General features: G+C 51.9%; 18 protein-coding genes. 7 read left to right on the top strand and 11 right to left on the bottom strand.

Annotation, left to right across the window (positions count from 1 at the left end; all coding sequences use genetic code 11):
- Positions 1-50 precede the first annotated feature (50 nt).
- The 5 genes from ACZ481_RS05815 to ACZ481_RS05795 all read right to left on the bottom strand — a co-directional run bounded on the left by ACZ481_RS05815 (position 51) and on the right by ACZ481_RS05795 (position 5,634).
- A complete protein-coding gene (locus ACZ481_RS05815) occupies positions 51-929 on the bottom strand; it encodes an acyl-CoA dehydratase activase (protein ID WP_464769218.1) in 879 nt (292 codons plus the stop codon).
- Between the two features lie 65 nt (positions 930-994).
- Positions 995-1,777: an ABC transporter permease gene (locus ACZ481_RS05810; protein WP_464769217.1), complete on the bottom strand. Its 783-nt coding sequence runs from the start codon at positions 1,775-1,777 to the stop codon at positions 995-997.
- A 27-nt stretch (positions 1,778-1,804) separates the two neighbouring features.
- On the bottom strand, positions 1,805-3,145 hold the full coding sequence (locus ACZ481_RS05805) for a nitrogenase component 1 (protein ID WP_464769216.1): 1,341 nt from the start codon (positions 3,143-3,145) through the stop codon (positions 1,805-1,807).
- Positions 3,142-4,701 carry a nitrogenase component 1 gene (locus ACZ481_RS05800; protein ID WP_464769215.1) on the bottom strand — a complete coding sequence of 520 codons (1,560 nt, stop codon included), beginning with the start codon at positions 4,699-4,701 and terminating at the stop codon, positions 3,142-3,144. Before ACZ481_RS05800 ends, ACZ481_RS05805 begins: the two co-directional genes overlap by 4 nt.
- Positions 4,702-4,776: 75 nt before the next feature.
- Entirely contained in the window at positions 4,777-5,634 is an 858-nt protein-coding gene (locus ACZ481_RS05795) for an ABC transporter permease (protein ID WP_464769214.1), read from the bottom strand.
- 414 nt (positions 5,635-6,048) lie between these two features.
- Between ACZ481_RS05795 and ACZ481_RS05790 the strand changes: the two genes are divergently transcribed.
- A complete protein-coding gene (locus ACZ481_RS05790; protein WP_464769213.1) occupies positions 6,049-6,459 on the top strand; it encodes an EVE domain-containing protein in 411 nt (136 codons plus the stop codon).
- 175 nt (positions 6,460-6,634) lie between these two features.
- Here ACZ481_RS05790 and ACZ481_RS05785 read toward each other — a convergent pair whose 3' ends face one another.
- Positions 6,635-6,838, bottom strand: a complete 204-nt coding sequence (locus tag ACZ481_RS05785) for a hypothetical protein (protein ID WP_464769212.1) — start codon at positions 6,836-6,838, stop codon at positions 6,635-6,637.
- 1,016 nt (positions 6,839-7,854) lie between these two features.
- On the opposite strand from ACZ481_RS05785, the gene ACZ481_RS05780 reads away from it, so the two are divergent.
- On the top strand, positions 7,855-8,286 hold the full coding sequence (locus ACZ481_RS05780; protein WP_464769211.1) for a hypothetical protein: 432 nt from the start codon (positions 7,855-7,857) through the stop codon (positions 8,284-8,286).
- Between the two features lie 92 nt (positions 8,287-8,378).
- The gene (locus tag ACZ481_RS05775; RefSeq protein WP_464769210.1) at positions 8,379-8,855 is read left to right on the top strand and encodes a hypothetical protein; all 477 of its coding nucleotides are present in this window, start codon (positions 8,379-8,381) and stop codon (positions 8,853-8,855) included.
- 121 nt (positions 8,856-8,976) lie between these two features.
- Here ACZ481_RS05775 and ACZ481_RS05770 read toward each other — a convergent pair whose 3' ends face one another.
- Entirely contained in the window at positions 8,977-10,179 is a 1,203-nt protein-coding gene (locus ACZ481_RS05770; RefSeq protein ID WP_464769209.1) for a threonine synthase, read from the bottom strand.
- Positions 10,180-10,860: 681 nt separating this feature from the next.
- Between ACZ481_RS05770 and ACZ481_RS05765 the strand changes: the two genes are divergently transcribed.
- From ACZ481_RS05765 to ACZ481_RS05750, 4 genes are read left to right on the top strand one after another with little or no spacing between them, the layout of a single operon-like run.
- Entirely contained in the window at positions 10,861-11,526 is a 666-nt protein-coding gene (locus ACZ481_RS05765) for an amino acid ABC transporter permease (protein WP_464769208.1), read from the top strand.
- Positions 11,507-12,184: an amino acid ABC transporter permease gene (locus ACZ481_RS05760; RefSeq protein ID WP_464769207.1), complete on the top strand. Its 678-nt coding sequence runs from the start codon at positions 11,507-11,509 to the stop codon at positions 12,182-12,184. The genes ACZ481_RS05765 and ACZ481_RS05760 overlap by 20 nt, the downstream gene beginning before the upstream one ends.
- A gap of 12 nt (positions 12,185-12,196) precedes the next feature.
- The gene (locus ACZ481_RS05755; RefSeq protein WP_464770583.1) at positions 12,197-12,946 is read left to right on the top strand and encodes an amino acid ABC transporter ATP-binding protein; all 750 of its coding nucleotides are present in this window, start codon (positions 12,197-12,199) and stop codon (positions 12,944-12,946) included.
- 27 nt (positions 12,947-12,973) lie between these two features.
- On the top strand, positions 12,974-13,846 hold the full coding sequence (locus ACZ481_RS05750; protein ID WP_464769206.1) for a cysteine ABC transporter substrate-binding protein: 873 nt from the start codon (positions 12,974-12,976) through the stop codon (positions 13,844-13,846).
- Between the two features lie 97 nt (positions 13,847-13,943).
- Here the strand turns inward: ACZ481_RS05750 and ACZ481_RS05745 are convergent, their stop codons facing one another.
- The 4 genes from ACZ481_RS05745 to ACZ481_RS05730 all read right to left on the bottom strand — a co-directional run bounded on the left by ACZ481_RS05745 (position 13,944) and on the right by ACZ481_RS05730 (position 18,314).
- Complete coding sequence (locus tag ACZ481_RS05745; RefSeq protein WP_464769205.1) at positions 13,944-14,963, bottom strand: TIM barrel protein; 1,020 nt, start codon at positions 14,961-14,963, stop codon at positions 13,944-13,946.
- Positions 14,964-15,246: 283 nt separating this feature from the next.
- Entirely contained in the window at positions 15,247-16,542 is a 1,296-nt protein-coding gene (locus ACZ481_RS05740) for an O-acetylhomoserine aminocarboxypropyltransferase/cysteine synthase family protein (RefSeq protein WP_464769204.1), read from the bottom strand.
- Between the two features lie 199 nt (positions 16,543-16,741).
- The gene (locus ACZ481_RS05735; RefSeq protein ID WP_464769203.1) at positions 16,742-16,948 is read right to left on the bottom strand and encodes a DUF1858 domain-containing protein; all 207 of its coding nucleotides are present in this window, start codon (positions 16,946-16,948) and stop codon (positions 16,742-16,744) included.
- 286 nt (positions 16,949-17,234) lie between these two features.
- Positions 17,235-18,314, bottom strand: a complete 1,080-nt coding sequence (locus ACZ481_RS05730) for a uroporphyrinogen decarboxylase family protein (RefSeq protein WP_464769202.1) — start codon at positions 18,312-18,314, stop codon at positions 17,235-17,237.
- Between the last annotated feature and the right edge of the window lie 44 nt (positions 18,315-18,358).

Genomic DNA, 18,358 nt, shown 5'->3' with positions numbered 1-18,358 from the left:
CAGTGCGGTTGTAGCAGAGGCTGCGGGAACCCCAAGACAGCCCGGGGCCGCTAACTGGCCGAAGCGGCTACCCCGCCCTGCTCGGAACTTGCGGCCAGGGTCCTTTGCGCAATCACCGCGCCGCCCAGGGCCCCGGCATAAATGGTATCAAGCTTAACCTCGCTGATGGCATGGCCGAGTACCTCTGCCACAGCTTTTTTCATACCGGCATTGTTGGCTACGCCGCCGGTGAATACTAAGTCCGGCTCCAGGCCAATCCGGTTAAACAGGTTGCGAATCCGGCGCGCGGTCGCAATATGAATGCCGGCGGCAATGTCAGCCCGTTTTTCGCCTTTTGCTTTCAGGGAGATCACCTCCGATTCGGCAAAGACTACGCACTGGCTGCTAATATCCGAGGGTTTAGTGGCCTTGAGCGCTTCCTGGCCCAGTTCTTCCGTAGTCAGATCCAGCAATTGCGCCACTTTTTCCAGAAACCGGCCCGTACCGGCGGCACACTTGTCATTCATAATGAATTCCACCACTTTGCCGGTCTTCGGATCTACCCGGATTGCTTTTGAGTCCTGGCCGCCGATATCGACAATCGAGCGGACGTTGGCATTAAGTACATGGGCGCCCATGGCATGGCAGGAGATTTCGGTAACAATTTTATTGGGGATATCACCAAAATTAAGCGATATCCGGCCATAGCCGGTACCAACAATATATTGAATATCGGCTTGCTGCAAACCGGTCTGCTGCAGCAGTTTGTCAAACAGCTTATCGGCGGTCTGCTGGGTAAACACGGCCGTAGGCGTGATCGCGGTATACAGCTTGCCTTCTGTTAACAGGACAGCCTTGCCGGTCCGGGAACCGATATCAATACCAATCACCGTGTCGTTCGTAAGCGTACCTGTCAGTTTTTTATCAATGACATCAACTATTTTTCTCATTCCGGGTCACTCCTTCATTTTGCTAATTATTTATAGTAAGCAGGCCAGGCATTCGTCAGGCTGACTTAGGCCGCGCCTGTACTTCCTTTCCAGCGGGTGAGGTGCTGTTCGAGCCTGACAATCAAATAATTGACCGACATTCCCAGCATAATCAGCACCACGATGCCGGCATACATTTTTTCAATCTCATATTTATGCTGGGCATCAAAAATCAGGAAACCCAGCCCGGCGCTGGCGCCCAGCATTTCCGCCGCCACCAGGATTATAATCGAGCGGGTGGCGCTGATCCTGAGCCCCGTAATAATAGCGGGCACGGCAGCCGGTAATATAACATGAATAAATAAACCTAACCGGGACATTGCCATGGACCGGGCCGCTTTAATCAGCAGCGGATCAACCGTCTTGACGCCTTCAATGGTGTTAATCAAAATCGGCCAGATCGAACCCCAGAAAATAATGCCGACTTTAGACAATTCCCCCAGCCCAAATACCAGGATAAATACGGGATACAGCGCCAGTGTCGCTGTATTCCGGCATATCTGCATCAGCGGGTCGACGATTTTTTCCAGGCGCTTAAACCACCCCATAAAAATCCCCAGCGGAATCGCAATTGCCACGGCAATAAGAAACCCCAGCAGCGTCCGGTGAAAGCTGGCCATAGCGTGCTTTGCCAATTCACCGGACATGATCAGGCCTAGCAAGCCCTGCATTACGTCACTAAAGGAGGGTAAGCTGCGGGAATCAATTATACCGGCTGCAGGAAGAATCTCCCAGATTATAATGACTACCCCGATGGCAACAACTCTTTTTAACACTTTCCAGCCCGTATCCCAATATGTGTTTAGCACAATCTCACCACCCCTGTATCCAATTACTTATCTGTTGCTGATTAAGGTACTCAGAATATCGGTAGCCAAATGCAGGCCGCCCCGGTAGCCGGCATACGCCTGGTCAGTCACTACCCGGTTGCTCACCGGATAGGTAACACTGAGAAAGCCGGCTTTAAATTCCTGGGCCAGCGGCCGGTCCCAGGTACTGCCCAGCACAAAAGCGGGGCTGATGGGCGAGCCGTACTCATCCGCTTCGCTCGCCAGTTCCTGCCGCAAGGCGGTCTCAATCCGGCTGGTATCTGTTTCAAAAATCAGTTTCGGCTGCAATGGGGCCGGCAGGGATTGGAACCGTTCAGCTACCCTGGCTTTGCCGGCATCATCCAGGATATCGGTCACAGCCACCAGATAGGGAATCCAGCCAAAATCCTCGGCCAGAAAGCGGGTAAGCCCATAGCTGTAATTGGCATCGCCCACCACAATGGCAAAACGCTGCAAATCCAGATCATTATACAGCTCGGCGACATGTTCGACATAGGCATAATACCACGCTGTTTCCCGTTGCACTACGGCGGCCAGGACCGCCGGCTCGATGGCAATATAACCGGCAAGCTCTGTTAAAAACGCGCGGGTAGCGGTAGGCCCAATCGGCAGCGGCAGGTTCACAAACGGTATGCCATGGATTTCTTGGAAGGCCTGGGCGGCCCCCAGCCCATGCACATCGGACAACACAACCGTCAGGGCCGCCTGGGACGAGGTTTTCAGCGACGACAACTCATCAAAGGGACTGAAAAAAGTATTCACCTGCAAACCCACAGCAGTCAGCAGCCGTTTTAATTCCAGCAGATTGCCCCGCCAGAAAACATCCTGTGTGGGAATAACCCCCACCAGGTTGATCTGATTGGCAACCTTGGCAAGCCCCTTTTCTACCACCTGCTCAATCAGGGCCGCAAGAATCAGATCATAGCCACTGGCAGAATTGCCTTTAAACCCGCCGGTTTCAGCCACTACCAACGGTTTGCCCTCAGCCTGGAACCGGCCGGCGACCGACCGGACGTCATCGCCGATAATATCTGTCATGCAGCCGGTAATGACCGCATACAGATCGGCATCAATAATCGCCAGCGTACTGTCAATCTGTTCGGCCAGACGGCTTTCGCCCCCGAAGATTACCTCTTTCTCCAGGATATTGGTACTGGGTGTGGCCCGCCCGTTGCAATAGCTCGTTCCCCAGTAGCCGCTGCCGGATTTGGCCGCACCGTCGGCGGCCGAGGCGCAGCCGGGGGCCGAATGCACAATGGCCACCGCCCGGTTGATTGCATTCACTGTTACCAGGGCACCGCCCAAAGCACATTGATAACGCGGTTTTTCAATAAAATTGCTGCTCATCGTCCTGCCACCTCTTTTGCCGTCTGCGTTGCCGCCGATTCCTGTTCCCAGGCCGGAGAAGCTGCCTGCACCTTAATAAAAGCGAATGGGTTTTGTTCATACCAGACCGGCTTATAGGGATTGCGCGTATTTTGCGCCAGATTGCGGTTAAACGAGTAATTTCTCAGGACCCGGGCGGCTTTTTTGGCCACCGCGTAGAAGCCCTGATAACCAATATAACTGTCAAAAATTCTAAAAATAGTTACTGTCGGCAAGCCCTGCTTCGCCGCCCAGATATTATCCGTAATATGGCCGATAAATAAATCCGGCTGCGTTTTCTGCAGCAGGTTGGTCAGTTCAAAGGGCTGGAAATTAGCAATATCGACAGCAAAGTTTTTGCCATTTTGGTTTTGCACCAGCTTCTCATAATAGTCCTTGCCAAAATGGTCGTGATGGTAGGAGCGCACCCCGACAACCTCCATGCCCAGTTCCTGAAACAGGGCGCCCGTTACCAGCGCCCGGAACTCACCGGCACTTAGAAATACTGTTTTGCCGTGCAACACAGGCTGATATTTGGCAACTGCCTGCCAGACTCTCCGCTCTTCGGCGGCAATCACGGCGGCGGCCTGCTTTTCCAGGCCAAAATGGCCGGCAATATCAAGCAGCCAGGTCCGGGTGTTTTCCAGCCCGATCGGCATATCCTTCAGGACATAGGGGACACCGTACTCTTTGTGCAGATAGTCAATAAAATAATCATCATGGGTGGGACAGACACTGATGGTCAGATCGGCCTGCGTCATATTACGGATGGCCTCCCGGGTGGCAAAATTGGGGCCGATGGTAACGTCAATGCCAATCGCATTCAGCAGCCGGGTAATTTCATCCTCATCCGGCTTCCCCACGGAAGCCAGATTGATCACATTAACCAGAGGCCGCTGCCGTTTGTCGCCCGGCTGCCGCCGCGGCGGCCGGCCTTCCTTGTCACTCTCAATAAAGCCATGGACAATAGCGTGAAAGGCCACATCATAGCCTGTTGCCCAGACCTTGGTCTTAAACCCTTCACAATAGGCAACAAGCACCGGTATAGGCAGTTTATTCCTGACCCGGTCAATGACACTGGCGACATCGTCGCCGATAATGGAAGGCGTGCAGGTCTGGAATACCACGATGGACTTGGGGGAATACCGTTCATAGGTCTCCAGAATTGCATTCTCCAGCTTTTCCTCGCCGCCATGGACAACATCGCTTTCGGTCAGGTTGGTCGATACCCAGATACCGTCTCTGGCCTGGGGATTCCCTTTCTGCACATTCCGCAGCCGGATGCCGATGACAGTGCTGACACCATTGGCCGCACAGCCGATGGCGCCGTGAACGACAACCGCCGTATCCGGTAAAGTCAGCAGCATCCCCATTGTCGGCAGCAATTGACACAGCCCGGACTGGGAAAAGGCCCGTTCCTGGTTTTTCAGACAGCCTTTATTCTCTCCTTTCAGGCTGCAGGCTGTACCGCCGTAAGCGATGCAGGCCTCCAGCCTGCTCTCACGGCCTGGCACTGTTTTATCTTCCAATAAGCTCATACTTGAACCTCCCTTATCTGCGCACAACAGCCTAGCCAAGAAACTTCCCCGGCAGTTGTGCGGTCACACTGCAAGTCAGTCGCCCACAAACTTTTCTTTCCAGCCGGTCAGGCGTTTTTCCAGGGCGACAAGCAGGTAATTGACGGTAACGCCGAGCAGCGACATAGTAATAATGCCGGCGTACATCTCCGGTACCGCATACCGTTCCTGAAAGTAAAAAATCATGAAGCCCAGGCCGGCATTGGCCCCAATCATCTCGGCCGCCACCAATACCAGGATGGAACTGGCGGCGCTCAGGCGGACACCGGTTAATATAGAAGGCAGCGCGGACGGCGCAATGACCTTATACAGCAGGGTCAGCTTCGATACCCCCATAGAGCGGGCCGCCTTAATCAGCAGCGGGTCCGTATTCTTAACCCCGGAAATCGTGTTGAGCAGCGAGGGCCAAATGGTCCCCCAGATGATAATGGCCATTTTGGAAGTCTCACCCAAACCGAAAAACAACAGGAACACCGGATACAAAGCCAGCACCGAAGAATTCCGGCAGGCTTGCACCAAAGGATCCACCACTTCTTCCAGCTTGCTGTACCAGCCCATAAAAATCCCCAGGGGAATGGCAATGGCAATGCCGATGAAAAAACCGGTTACCGAACGGCTGATGCTGACGGAAAAATGCTTAAAAATTTCGCCGGAAGCAGTTATTTTAAACAAACTCTGTATGACCTCGCTGAAGGGTGGCAGAAGAAAGGAATCGATCAGTTCCAGGCGTGGGGCCAGTTCCCATACGAGCAGTACCAGCACAATGCCCAATACTCTTTCCAGAATGCTTACAACAGGCGTCAGCAAGCGATTCAGCAGCCATTTTGGCTCAGCCGCGACCGTCTGCTTATTCTGGTAACCCCGGCGAAAATTATTAATTACGTGTTCAATCATCCATACCGCACCTCCTTAAATAAATTTACTGCTATACAAAACCGGAAAACAACAAAAAGCCGGAAACGCCCACCTTGCGTCTCCAGCTTATTGGCCGGTCAACCCATTACAATTTCCCGCTATCTTGAGTTACTACACCGGTAAAACAGTGTTGGATATATGTCGTTTATTCTTCCGCCTCCTTAGTAAAATATAAAAGGCCAAGGTTCATCAGCATGAACCTTGGCCTTCAGTCTGTTAACTGATCAGCACAGCATTGTAATAGTAAGTAAATGAATTACTTATCTTATCTGTAATGCTAATTATAATATCATATTGCATCATCCCTGTCAACGTGAAAACAAAAGGTCTCTTTTTGCTATTAACCGGCAAATATTATAAAATAGACTAAACGAAACAAAGAGGTGTAAAGTAATGTCTTATTGGCTGGCTAAAACGGAGCCTGAAACCTTTAGCTACTCCGATCTTGAGCGTCTAACCAAAGATATGTGGGACGGTGTCCGCAATTTTACCGCCGCCAAACATATCAAGGCCATGCAGCCCGGCGACCTGATCCTGATTTATCACTCCGGCAAGGAAAAAGCGATTGTCGGCGTGGCCGAGGCTGTCTCCGCACCGTATCCTGACCCTACGTCTGCCGATCCCCGTTTTTATACGATTGACGTCATTCCCCGCTATCGCCTGCCGCAGCCTGTCAGCCTGCGCGAAATCAAAGCCAATTCCGCCTTTGCCGACTGGGAACTGGTGCGCCAGTCCCGCCTCTCCGTCATGCCTGTCGCGGAAAGCCATTGGCAGCTTATTATGCAATTGGCCGGACAGGCCTAACCTGTCACCGATCTACATTGCGGCCCTAGTTCTATGTCTGCACGGCTACTGGCTTCTGCAATCAAAGAAGCAAAATGTACGTCCCCGTGCTTCCTCAAAGGCAATGAGGTCTGCCCTCATTATCCTCACAATGGACTAAAAAAGAGCAGTCCACTCAAGACTGCTCTTTTACGCATCATTCTTTAGGTGTATTGTATTTTTGCCGTTCGATCAAAATATCATCAATCGTTTTGACTGGTCGCTGTTTTTTTTCCTGGGTATAGTCTCCTTCGCCGCTATCATACTGTTGCAGGAAGCGTACCATGCCGACCGGACCTAAAGATTGAATTAAAGCAGCCAAACCAGCTTCTCTAATTTCACGCTGTGTCATCGCTTGCATCTCCGCACCACATCCTTTCCATAAACCAAGTTACGGGATTCATCACACTTACCGCGACAATCCCTACGTTACGTCTCACTTTACTCAGGAGTCCATCGTCAACGGTTAAAAACACATCTGCCTTACCAGTTTCAGCACAGGCCAGGTGCAATGCATCAGGTAAAATACTCACTTTTATGGAAGAATATGCTATAATAGGCGTAACAGGTTGCGCGGGGGACGGTTAGCCCCTTCCTTTTTCAGGAAGGGGGTGGTAGGATGACTGTTTATGAAGCATTGACATTTGCTGTCGCATTTGCCACGCTCATGGTACTGGTCATAAACCAAAAGAAATAATCGCCCCTGTCCCCAAATAGCGGCGATTATTTCAATAACACATTTGGGCTAACCGGTTTCCCGGTTAGACAACCTGCCGGGCTGGCGTGCTTGCAACACGTCAGTCCTTTGCTTATATTATACCCATAGATTGTAAAATATGCAATCAATCCATAAAAAATCCTGGTTTACCTGTCCCGCTTTACTTGCAATTGGCTTGAAAAGAGCTATAATTAGAAATAGGTGGGAATTTAAAAAGAGTCGCCGTGACCTGAAAGTGTTCGCAGCACTTTCAGGCCCGCGCAAGGTGTACAAGGCACCTACACGTAACAGCCAAGCTGTCCACGACGACATTTCTATTATAACCGCACTTCGGCCGCCGCACAAGCGGGGGGAGCGCGGGGTTAATAGCCGTTGCCGCCGGCGACGCCGGGCTGGGAGTGCGACTGGACGCAGCAAATGATTCGCTCTATCCTCAGCCGCTAAGGAGCAGCAGCGGGGCCAACCGGGAATACCGGTTTGCGACCGCCCTTGTTGTTTCGGCCGGATCTGCCGGCTTGTTAGCGTTGAGTATTTTAACAGCTATCGCAACAGAACGCATGTGTAGGGGATAAAACCTTTGCCTGCGTTCTTTTTAATTTCCCCCTGTAAAATAAGCTGACGGCCATACCGGCCGCAGCCTGAATATAGGGGGTATAACTATGTCTGAGCAATCAACGGCAGCCGGCGCGGCTTTTTGCCCGGGGCTGGCTTCCTTCCTGCCGGCAGAGCGGCCCCGGGCGCCGCAGCCGCCGGGGGCCGAGCCGGATGACCGGCTGATGCTGCAAAGCATCTTAACCGAGGCCTTTAATCAGTATATCTTTGTCCGGGTGGACAATATCCTCAAGCTGGCCGGCACCAACGATGCCGACTACAGCAAGACGGTCAGCCAGGTCGGCGCCACCCTCGACCGGCTGCTGGCCCTGGCCGGGGAACTGGCGGACCAGTATCCGGAATTGCTGGAGCTGGTCATGGATTACGAGTCCTTCACCGCCCTGGAGTCGGGCCAGTCGGCGGAAATCGCCTACAAGCAGGGCTTGCGGGACTGCAGCCAGATCCACCAGGAGTTTATGACCTTTCTGCAGCAGAGATAGGATGACGTCCCCACTGCTGCTCCCGGAAATAATATTTCTGCTTGTCAGCCCTGGATCCTACAAGTATAATAACCCTAAAGGCAGGTGTCGTTATGGAAGCGGAATTGTTAAAACAGATACTTGGCGAAATTAAACACTTAAAAGATGGAATGCAAAATTTAAACTCCGGCCAGCAGCAGATTACCCAGCGTCTTGACCGCGTAGAAGACGGCCAGCAGCAGATTACCCAGCGTCTTGACCGCGTGGAAAACGGCCAGCAGCAGATTATTCAGCGTCTTGACCGCGTGGAAAACGGCCACCAGCAATTACAGGCTGAGCTTAGCACCATGAAGGGCGATATGGCCAGTGAGCGTCAGCAAATAGAGATCAGCAGCATTGTCCATGCTCTCCGGCATAACTCGGAAGAGGTCAATGCCCAGCTGCATCATCTTGGGCACAACCTGGCCGTACTGACTGGCAAAGCGGCTACCAAAGAAGATGTGGCCGATCTGTCGGCTCAGTTCCGGGTACTAAATGACCGGCTCTTCCGGCAGGAAGTTGAAGTAGATAAATTAAAGGCCGTTAAGTAAATTTAATATAATAGAAAAAACCTCGCAATGTAAAGTGCGAGGTTTTCTTATATTTAGGCTAAGATAGATATTCTAAGTATAAGTTACTTGCGCCTGGAACCCTCCCCGGTCATCTAAAAGGCTATACGGGGATATCCTCGTCCGGCTGGAGAACAGGGACAATGACCCGTACCGTGTCCGGGTACTTCAGCCCGGCGCCGGTATTCAGCATGACCACCTTTTCCTGAGGCTTAATCCAGCCGCTCGCGCACAGCTTCTTGGCCGCGGTATAGTTTGCCGCCCCCTCGGGGCAGACAAAGGTCCCTTCCACCGACGCCAGTTCGGCCTGATCGTTGAGTATTTCCTCATCCGTAACAGCGACGGCGCAGCCGTTGGTTTGATAAATGGCGTCAAGCACAAGGAAATCGCCCAGGGCCTTGGGGACGGTGATGCCGAAAGCTACCGTGGAGGCCTGTTCCCAGAACTCAGATGCCGCTTTCTTCTCTTCCCAGGCTTTAACAATCGGGGCGCAGCCTGCAGCCTGGACAGCGACCAGCCGGGGCAGCTTGTCCCCAATCCAGCCGATTGCCTGGAGTTCGCGGAAAGCCTTATAAATACCGATCAGGCCAACGCCGCCGCCGGTAGGGTACAAGATTACGTCAGGCACTTCCCAGTTCAGCTGTTCGGCAATTTCCAGGCCCATGGTCTTTTTTCCCTCAATCCGGTAAGGTTCTTTGAGCGTGGAGGCGTCCATGCAGCCTAGCTTGGCGACCGCCCGGCCGACAATTTTACCGGCGTCGCTGATCAGGCCCTTGACCAGGAACAGCTTGGCACCGGCAATGGCGCATTCATTCCGGGTAATGGCCGGGGCGTCAACAGGCATGACAATATAGGCGTCAATACCCGCTTTAGCAGCATAGATAGCCCAGGCGGCGCCGGCATTGCCGTTTGTCGGCATTGCCAGGGAGGTTACGCCCAGCTCTTTAGCGCGGGAAACCCCCACGGCCGCCCCCCGGGCTTTAAAGGTGCCGCCGGGAATAATGCCCTCATCCTTTAAATACAGCTCAATATTCAGCTGCCGGCCCAGCTTGGACAGTGTCAGCAGCGGCGTCAGGCCTTCGCCCAGGCTGATTTTGTTTGTTTCATCAATAAGCGGCAGTAATTCACGGTAACGCCATAAATCGGGTTTACGGCTTATCAGGTCTTCTTTGCTAAAGTTAGCTTTTACTTTCGCTAAATCATACCTGACTAACAACGGCGCCCCACACTCGGGACATAACTGGGTAAGTTTGTGGGGGGTATGTTTAGCGTCGCATTTGGGACATTCCAGGTGAGTCATATACATAATTCGTACACTCCTTCTCCGCCAATAACGTTTTCAATATATAGGGGGATTATGCTGCCAACAGGTAATATTATACCGCTTTTCTGTACAAATGTTCAATTCCGGCTTAGTGAAAACAGGTGTTCTGCCGCCGGGTACAGGCAGCCTGGCGCCTATAGCCGGTTAATCCCAGTCCGCACATCCGGGATAAAGAAAAAACACGGCTTGCGCCGAGCCTGTGGCGAAAGCGGAAGCCGCTGTTGCCCTTATCCAGGGAAAGTTAAGCTTTCTATCCTGAAAAATAGCATTTTTCATTCTTTGATGGTGCCGTTGTAACGACCTGACTGTCTATCAGGGTAAAAAAAAGGCCAAAGCATCTTAGCGATGACTTTAGCCTTCAGTTTTCTGATGAGCCTTGGCTTTATCCAGTTGTTGTATAAAAAAAGTCGATCAGGCAGATAGAGAACCTATCGACACAACATATATTATCACACATTGCTAAATAATGTCAAATATTTAGTTATTCATCTGCACAACAAACTGCTCTTTAATCCTCTTGACACGTACTTTTTATTCATGTATACTCAAATAGAATTACATATGCGTGCTGATCAGAAAACTGAAGGCCAAAGTTTCTCCCTAAAAGAGACTTGGCCTTTTTTTGTTTGCCAATTCAGTTGTCAGAAAAGAGTGGGTACATTTGTGACTATTAACTGGGAATTTATTATGACGGCCTTACCCTTATACGAAAAAGCAGCCTGGCTGACGCTAAAGCTTGCCGTACTGGGTATAGGGGCCTCCTTACTCATCGGGCTCCTATGCAGCCTTGTTTTATACCATAAGACAGCCGGTCTGAACCGCCTGGTCCACGCCTATATCGAGCTTTCCCGCAATACGCCGCTCCTGATTCAGCTATTTTTTTTGTATTATGGTTTGACCAAATTAGGTTTAACGCTCAGCGAACATGCCTGCGCCATCATCGGCCTGGCCTTTTTGGGCGGCAGCTATATGGCTGAGGCCTTCCGGGCCGGCATTCAGTCTGTCAGTAAATCACAGATTGAATCAGGCCTTAGTATCGGGCTGTCCAACCGCCAGCTGGTCCGCTATGTGGTTCTGCCGCAGGCCTTGTCGGTAACCTTGCCGTCCCTGGGGGCAAATTGCATCTTCTTGCTGAAAGAAACCTCCATTGTCGGCGCTATCGCCATTCCGGAACTGATGCATGTTACCCAGGACTTAATTGGTATGTACTATCAAACCTTTGAATCATTGTTGATGCTGGTCATTGCTTATCTGCTGATGCTGTTGCCCCTGTCATTGTTTTTGAGCTGGCTGGAAAGGAAGGTGCGGTATGCTGAATTCGGGAATTAACGTGCTTACGGAAGGCATTAACCTGCAGCGGTTGCTGGGAGGTTTATTGGTCACGGCGCGCATTGCCTTCCTGGCAATTTTTATTGGCTCAGTGCTGGGTATTGTTCTGGGTTTGATCAACACCTCCAAATCCCGGATCATCCGCTTGCTCTGCCGCCTGTACCTGGAGTTTTTCCGCATTATTCCCATACTGGTTTGGTTGTTCATCGTCTACTTTGGTGTGCCCGGTCTGTTTAATATCCATTTAGAAGGTGAACTTGTGGCTGTTCTTGTCTTTAGCCTGTGGGGAGCGGCGGAAATGAGCGATATCGTCCGCGGGGCCCTGGTATCACTGCCAAAACATCAAATGGAATCAGGCAAAGCACTGGGCCTTAGTTTTTGGGGCCTGTACCGCTATGTCCTGATCCCCCAGGCCATAAGACGGCTGTTGCCAGGGGCTATGAATCTTGCCACCAGGATGATCAAAACCACCTCGCTGGTCGTTTTAATCGGTGTTATTGATGTAGTGAAGGTTGGCCAGCAGATCATTGAACGGTCCCTGTTGAAAGAACCGACCGCCTCCTTTTGGGTCTATGGCCTGATATTCTTTTTATATTTCATCATTTGTTATCCGCTGTCGAAGCTGTCGAAGAAATTAGAAACCAAATGGGAAAGTTAGGGAGGGGTCATCATCATTACCGCAACTAGCCAGGTATTACTGGAAATAAAAGCATTGCACAAGGAATTTGACGGGAAAACGGTATTGGGCAATATTGACCTTACCATTCATAAAGGCGAAGTAGTTGTAATCCTCGGTCCGTCAGGCTGTGGAAAAAGTACATTGCTCAGATGCCTGAACGGTCTGGAAGCGATTCAGGGAGGTGAAATTGCCTTATCAGGCCAGAATATTACCGGTAAAAACGGGGATTGGCAGAGAATCCGCCAGCAAGTAGGGATGGTTTTTCAGAACTATGACCTGTTTCCCCATATGACAGTTATGGAGAACATTCTGCTCGGTCCCCTGAAAGTGCAAGGCCGGGACAAAAAAGAGGCTGCCGCACAGGCTGAACAGCTGCTGGCCAGGGTCGGTCTGCTTGACCGCCAGCAGGCCTATCCCCGCCAGTTGTCCGGCGGACAAAAGCAGCGCATCGCGATTGTCCGTGCTCTATGTATGAACCCGGAGATTATGCTGTTTGACGAGGTTACCGCCGCGCTTGACCCGGAAATGGTGCGGGAGGTGCTTGATGTTATCCTGGGTCTGGCCAGACAGGGGATGACAATGGTAATTGTGACCCATGAAATGGGGTTCGCCAGGGCTGTTGCCGACCGCATCGTCTTTATCGATGCCGGCAGGATCTGCGAAACAGCCACACCGGCTGAGTTTTTTTCCAACCCCAGGACAGAGCGGGCTCAGCAATTTTTAAATATATTCCAATACTAAATTGGCTAAGCGAAAGGATGAGAGATTATGAATAGCAAAAAAATTCTGGTGTTGATTTTCAGTGCTCTATTCTTAGTAGGAGTGCTGGCCGGCTGCGGCTCAACCGCAACCACCAAAGCAGACGGGAAACAAGCTGGGGCTGCCAAAAGTGCTATTGAAGAGATAAAAAAACGCGGCACAGTCAGAATAGGCATCTTCGGCGACAAGCCGCCGTTCGGCTTTATTGACGCCAATGGCAAGAACCAGGGATTTGATGTGTATATCGCCAAAAGACTGGCCAAAGACCTGTTAGGCGATGAATCCAAAATAGATTTTGTCCTGCTTGAGCCGGCCAGCCGCGTCGAATATCTGCAAACAAACAAAGTGGACATTGTTTTGGCTAACTTTACTGTCACCGAAGAAAGAAAGCAAAAAGTTGATTTCGCCAACCCCTATATGAAGGTTGCGATCGGGGTTGTTTCCCCCCAGGCTGCCCCGATTACCTCTGTTGATCAGTTAAAAGGCAAAAAGCTGATTATTATCAAGGGGACAACGGCGGAAACCTATTTTACCAAAAATCATCCTGAGGTTGAATTGTTGAAGTTCGACCAGATCACGCAGGCCTTTGAGGCGTTAAAAGACAAACGCGGCGCGGCTCTCTCCCAGGATAATACCCTGCTGTTTGCCTGGGCCAAAGAAAATGCCGGCTTTACGGTGGGCATCACCACGTTGGGCAGTCTTGACACCATTGCCCCGGCAGTTAAACAAGGCAACAAAGAATTACTGGACTGGATTAATCAGGAGCTGGAAACCCTTGGTAAGGAAAACTTCATCCACCAGGCTTATGATGCAACCTTGAAACCGGTTTATGGCGATTCGATCAACCCGGAAGATATTGTTGTCGAAGGTGGCAAACTATAGTAACAGGCAGTACAGACACCGTCAGAAATGGCGCTTTACGCAAATGTAAAGCGCCATTTTTCCGCCCGGCCGGCGACTACTCTATGCCCCTTTGCCCTTACTGCTTTGGCTGCTTCTGCCCGCGCCTGCCGGCCGTATTACATTGGCGCCGCTCCGCCGGCCGCAGCAAGGCTTCCTGCTGGCGCCGGATTTTCCGTTCCCAGTTGTCGTTGAACAGCTCTGAGCGAAGATGATGCACCAGCACCTCCGGCCTCACTTCGTAGACAATCCGCTTAGCCGCCGGCACCCGGAACGGCTGCTGCTCGTCGATACGCAGCCGGCGTTCCCGCCCTTCGTCCACCGGCAAAATTCCCCTGGCCGCCTCCCTTTGCCCGCGCAGCACATATTCCCCTGACAATGAGCAGTTTAAGCGCAGGCCCCGGATGTCCCCCCTGTACAGCCGCAGCTTGCGCAGCACCGCCAGGATGTACTCTACGCCCTCGACTTCCGTCTGCAGGCGGTGATTGGTATTCAAGAGGTGGCCGGTGTTCAGCATAAGGCCGGTATTGGGGTGGCGCACCCCCCGTATGAGTTTAAGCACTGTGGGTTTGTCCTGCAGCCGCAGACCCGAAAACCACTGGTTTTCAAATAAAAGCGCCATATGGTCCGGGATGGCGGCCACAAGTTCATTGATAACCTCAACGGCCGCGGTAACAACCTCCTCGTCGGTGGCGCCGAACTGCCAGGTAAAAGCCTCCCAGGGCTTAATTTCACCGACCGGGAAAACCAGATACCTGGCGCCTGCCGCCCGGGCGGCGGTAATTTGCTGCCGGCAGCCTTCCAGCCAGGCATCACGGGTCAAACCGCCGTAACAGGCTTTGATTGCCTCTTCGCTGCCCAACCGGGCCAGCAGCGCCTGCTGATCCTGCCGCCAAAAGTCCAGCCAGCATTCCCCCGGGGAAAGGGCGGCGCCGTAAACCCATGGGGGTGGCAATAACCCGGCCTGCCAGGCGGTGCCAAGCTGTATTTCGCAGCCGTCAAGCCCGCGGCGCGCCAGCAGCTGCTGCAGCCATTCCCGGCGGGAACAGCCGGCTTCCAGCCGGCCCGGGCATTCGGGCAGGCTGATTAACTGTTTCATAAAGCGTTCCCTTTTGCCGGTTTCACTATGACTTCACTGCCAACAATCAACATCGGCGCCCCCCTTCGCTGCGGCTGCTTATCCGCCCTCCCAGTGTCTTAAAGACACAAAGAAAATAAAAAACCTCCCTCTACCGCAGGGATACTCATCTTTCTTACATAATACCGCAGTCGCGGCCTCATGTAAATACCTCAGCTGAGGTATTTTGAATTCTGATGGGGGTAGAAAAGACCTGGCTTGCGCCAGGTCCCGGCGGGCACCGCGGAATACAAACGCCTCTGCCCTATCGCTGGCTAACAACCAGTGCCTCCTCCAGATAATACAGCAGGTCATTAATATCCTCAAGGCCGATGGACAGCCGGATAAGGTCTGCGGTTACGCCACTGGCTAATTGCTCAGCGGCAGTTAGCTGCTGGTGGGTTGTGCTGGCAGGATGAATAACCAGCGATTTAGCATCGCCCACATTCGCCAGATGGGAAAATAAGCTTACATTGTCAATGAATTTAACGGCGGCATCCAGACCGCCTTTAATGCCAAAGGCAAGGATTGCCCCTGCCCCCTTCGGCAGATACTTTTGCCCTTTCTCATAGGAGGTACTGCTTGCCAGCCCCGGATAATTAACCCAGGTAACAAACCGGTGTCCCGCTAAGAACTCTGCCACCTTCTGCGCGTTAGACACGTGCCGGTCAAGACGCAGGGAGAGTGTTTCCAAGCCCTGGAGGAATAAGAAGGCGTTAAACGGGCTTAAGGCCGCACCGGTATCGCGTAAAATCGTGACCCTTGCTTTAAAAATATAGGCGGCATTACCGAATTTCTCGCTATAAGAAAGTCCGTGATAGCTGGGATCAGGTTCTATCAAACCGGAAAATTTGCCATTATTCCAGTTAAACTTGCCGGAGTCGACGATAATACCACCGATAGAAGTCCCATGGCCGCCAATAAATTTGGTTGCCGAATGCACAACAATATCGGCCCCCCACTCGAATGGCCGGTGCAAATAAGGGGTTGCAAACGTACTGTCAATAATGAGCGGGATCTTATTGGCATGAGCAATCTGTGCCACCCTTTCCACATCCAGTACATCAAGCTTCGGGTTGCCGATGATTTCGGCATAAACGGCCTTGGTGGCCGGCGTTATCGCTTTACGAAAATTTTCAGGCTCATCCGGATTGACAAAATGCACCTTAATGCCAAGTTTAGGCAGCGTATAATGGAACAAATTATAGGTGCCGCCATATAACGCGGCCGAAGCTACAATCTCATCGCCGGCCTGGGCAATTGTCAAAATCGAATAGGTAACGGCCGCCTGGCCGGAAGCAACCGCCAGTGCCCCCACTCCCCCCTCCAGCGCGGCTACCCGCTCTTCGAAAACGGTTTGGGTGGGGTTAATCATCCGGGTATATACACTGCCTAATTCCTCCAGTGAAAACAGCCGGGCCGCCCGCTTGCTATCGCCAAGCACAAATGACGTACTCTGATAAATCGGCACAACCCTCGCACCGGTAGCTGGATCAGGTACTTGACCGGCGTGCAAAGCTAAGGTATCAAAGCCATGTTGTCTTGCTGGCTGTTCGCTCATGTACTGCTCTCCCTCTTTTCCTCATAGCTATCCTCTGCCCAATTAGTGCAAACAGCCGGCAAAATAAACAGGCAAAGCAGCATTCCCTGGGGAAAATCTGCTTTGCCTTCAGTACGTTACACTGATCAGCCAGACTGTCAGCTCTTCAACCGGCCGGTTGAAAAGGCAAGATTATTTTTTCAACTTCATAGCTGTCAGTTCAACTCGCATTTTCCTGGATTGCTTTATTTAGGTCGTTGATTAAAAGTTCAATATCGATTTCATGCGCCCGGGCGCCCTCTTCAATATTCTCAAAGCTAGCCGCCGCGCAGCCAAAGCAGCCCATCCCATACTTGCGGAACACGGCAATGGTATCCGGATATTTACTGACAACCTCCCTGATGCTCAAATCTTTAGAAATAGACATAACCTCATCTCCTTTATCTTCTTTCTTCTCCCCCAAAGGAAAACTTTCCTAACGCACCCGGTCCCCTGACTCTGCCAATCCACCTCCTTAAATACCCTGCTCAAAAATGAATAAAAGGCCAGGTTCCTATGCGAACCGGCCTTCAGCTTGTTATCTAATCGGCACAAATGGTTATAATGGATGCAGGCTGCAATTCCATATTTTGCATTATGATAACATAGCAAGCTATATGTGTCAATGGTAATTGATTTCCTGGGCAATAATTGACTATTGTTCCCAACAAATGCTAATTCAGTCTGTCCGGATCAACCGGATACCGGCCGTATTCCCGCGCCGCCTGAAACAAGGCATGAATATTCTCTGCCGGTGCTTTCATTGGCAGACCGCATCCCAATGCCAGAATATAACCTTGAGGATTGTCATAGGCCTTGCGCAGGCATTCTTTAGCCTCCCGGCGGACATCCGCCGGCGTTCCTAAAAACATCGTTGCCGTTGGTTTAACATTCCCGGATAAGGCGGTGCGATTGCCCACAGCAGCCTTTGCTGCCGCTAAATCGACCGTATCGTCCAGACTCAATATTCCGGCGCCGGTATTCGCCATATGGTGCCAGATTTTTTTCGTATTTCCGCAGATATGAAGGGACGGGGCGCTACCGGTAAGTCTTTTGATATGATCAATCAAGTCCCGCAGATAAGGAAAAGCAAATTCCAAAAAGTGGCGGGGACTGATTAAACTGGTTGATGCGGTAGGATCAGCAATACTGACTTTTACGCCTATTTTTGCTGCCGCCCGCACATAGGCGAGCGTGCTGGCCAGGGCATACTGGAGCAAGCGGTGGGCAAATGCAGGCTGCTGGTACAAATCCCGTAGAAACGGTTCTGTGCCTCTGAGGTTGGCAGCCACTGTGAAGGGCCCGGCCACATTAGTCGTGACCGGCACTTCTGCCCCCACCCGTTCCATCAGGATTTGCAGGGCCGTCAAATGAAGCGGCAGGCGGCCTTGCGTCCAGGGATCAGGAATAACAAGGCGTTCCAAGCCGTCTTCAGCCTGGAGGGCAAATTCACTGATGTACGGGGAGTTTTCAGCTTGCGGGTAGACAACCGTACTGCCTGCAGCCTCGGCAATGCCATGCAAACCCGGGCCGGTAGTCACGGCTTCCACACTAAATATCCGGCGCGAAGCCAGCTGCACCTCGACTATTTTTTCTGCGGAAAAATAGTATTCCCCATACTTGACGCCTGTCAATTTTGCCGCCTGATAGCCGGGGTTGACGCTGCAGGGGATGCGGTCAAAGGGCTTACCCGTTAATACAGCCTCGATCCGTTCTTTAGGAGTCATTTCATCAGCATAACCGGTTTTTGTCATTTTTCTTTCCCCCTAACCTATGCCGTACACTGGCCACAGTTTGC

The organism is Sporomusa intestinalis, assembly GCF_055383785.1.
This window is presented reverse-complemented; position numbering and strand designations above follow the sequence as displayed.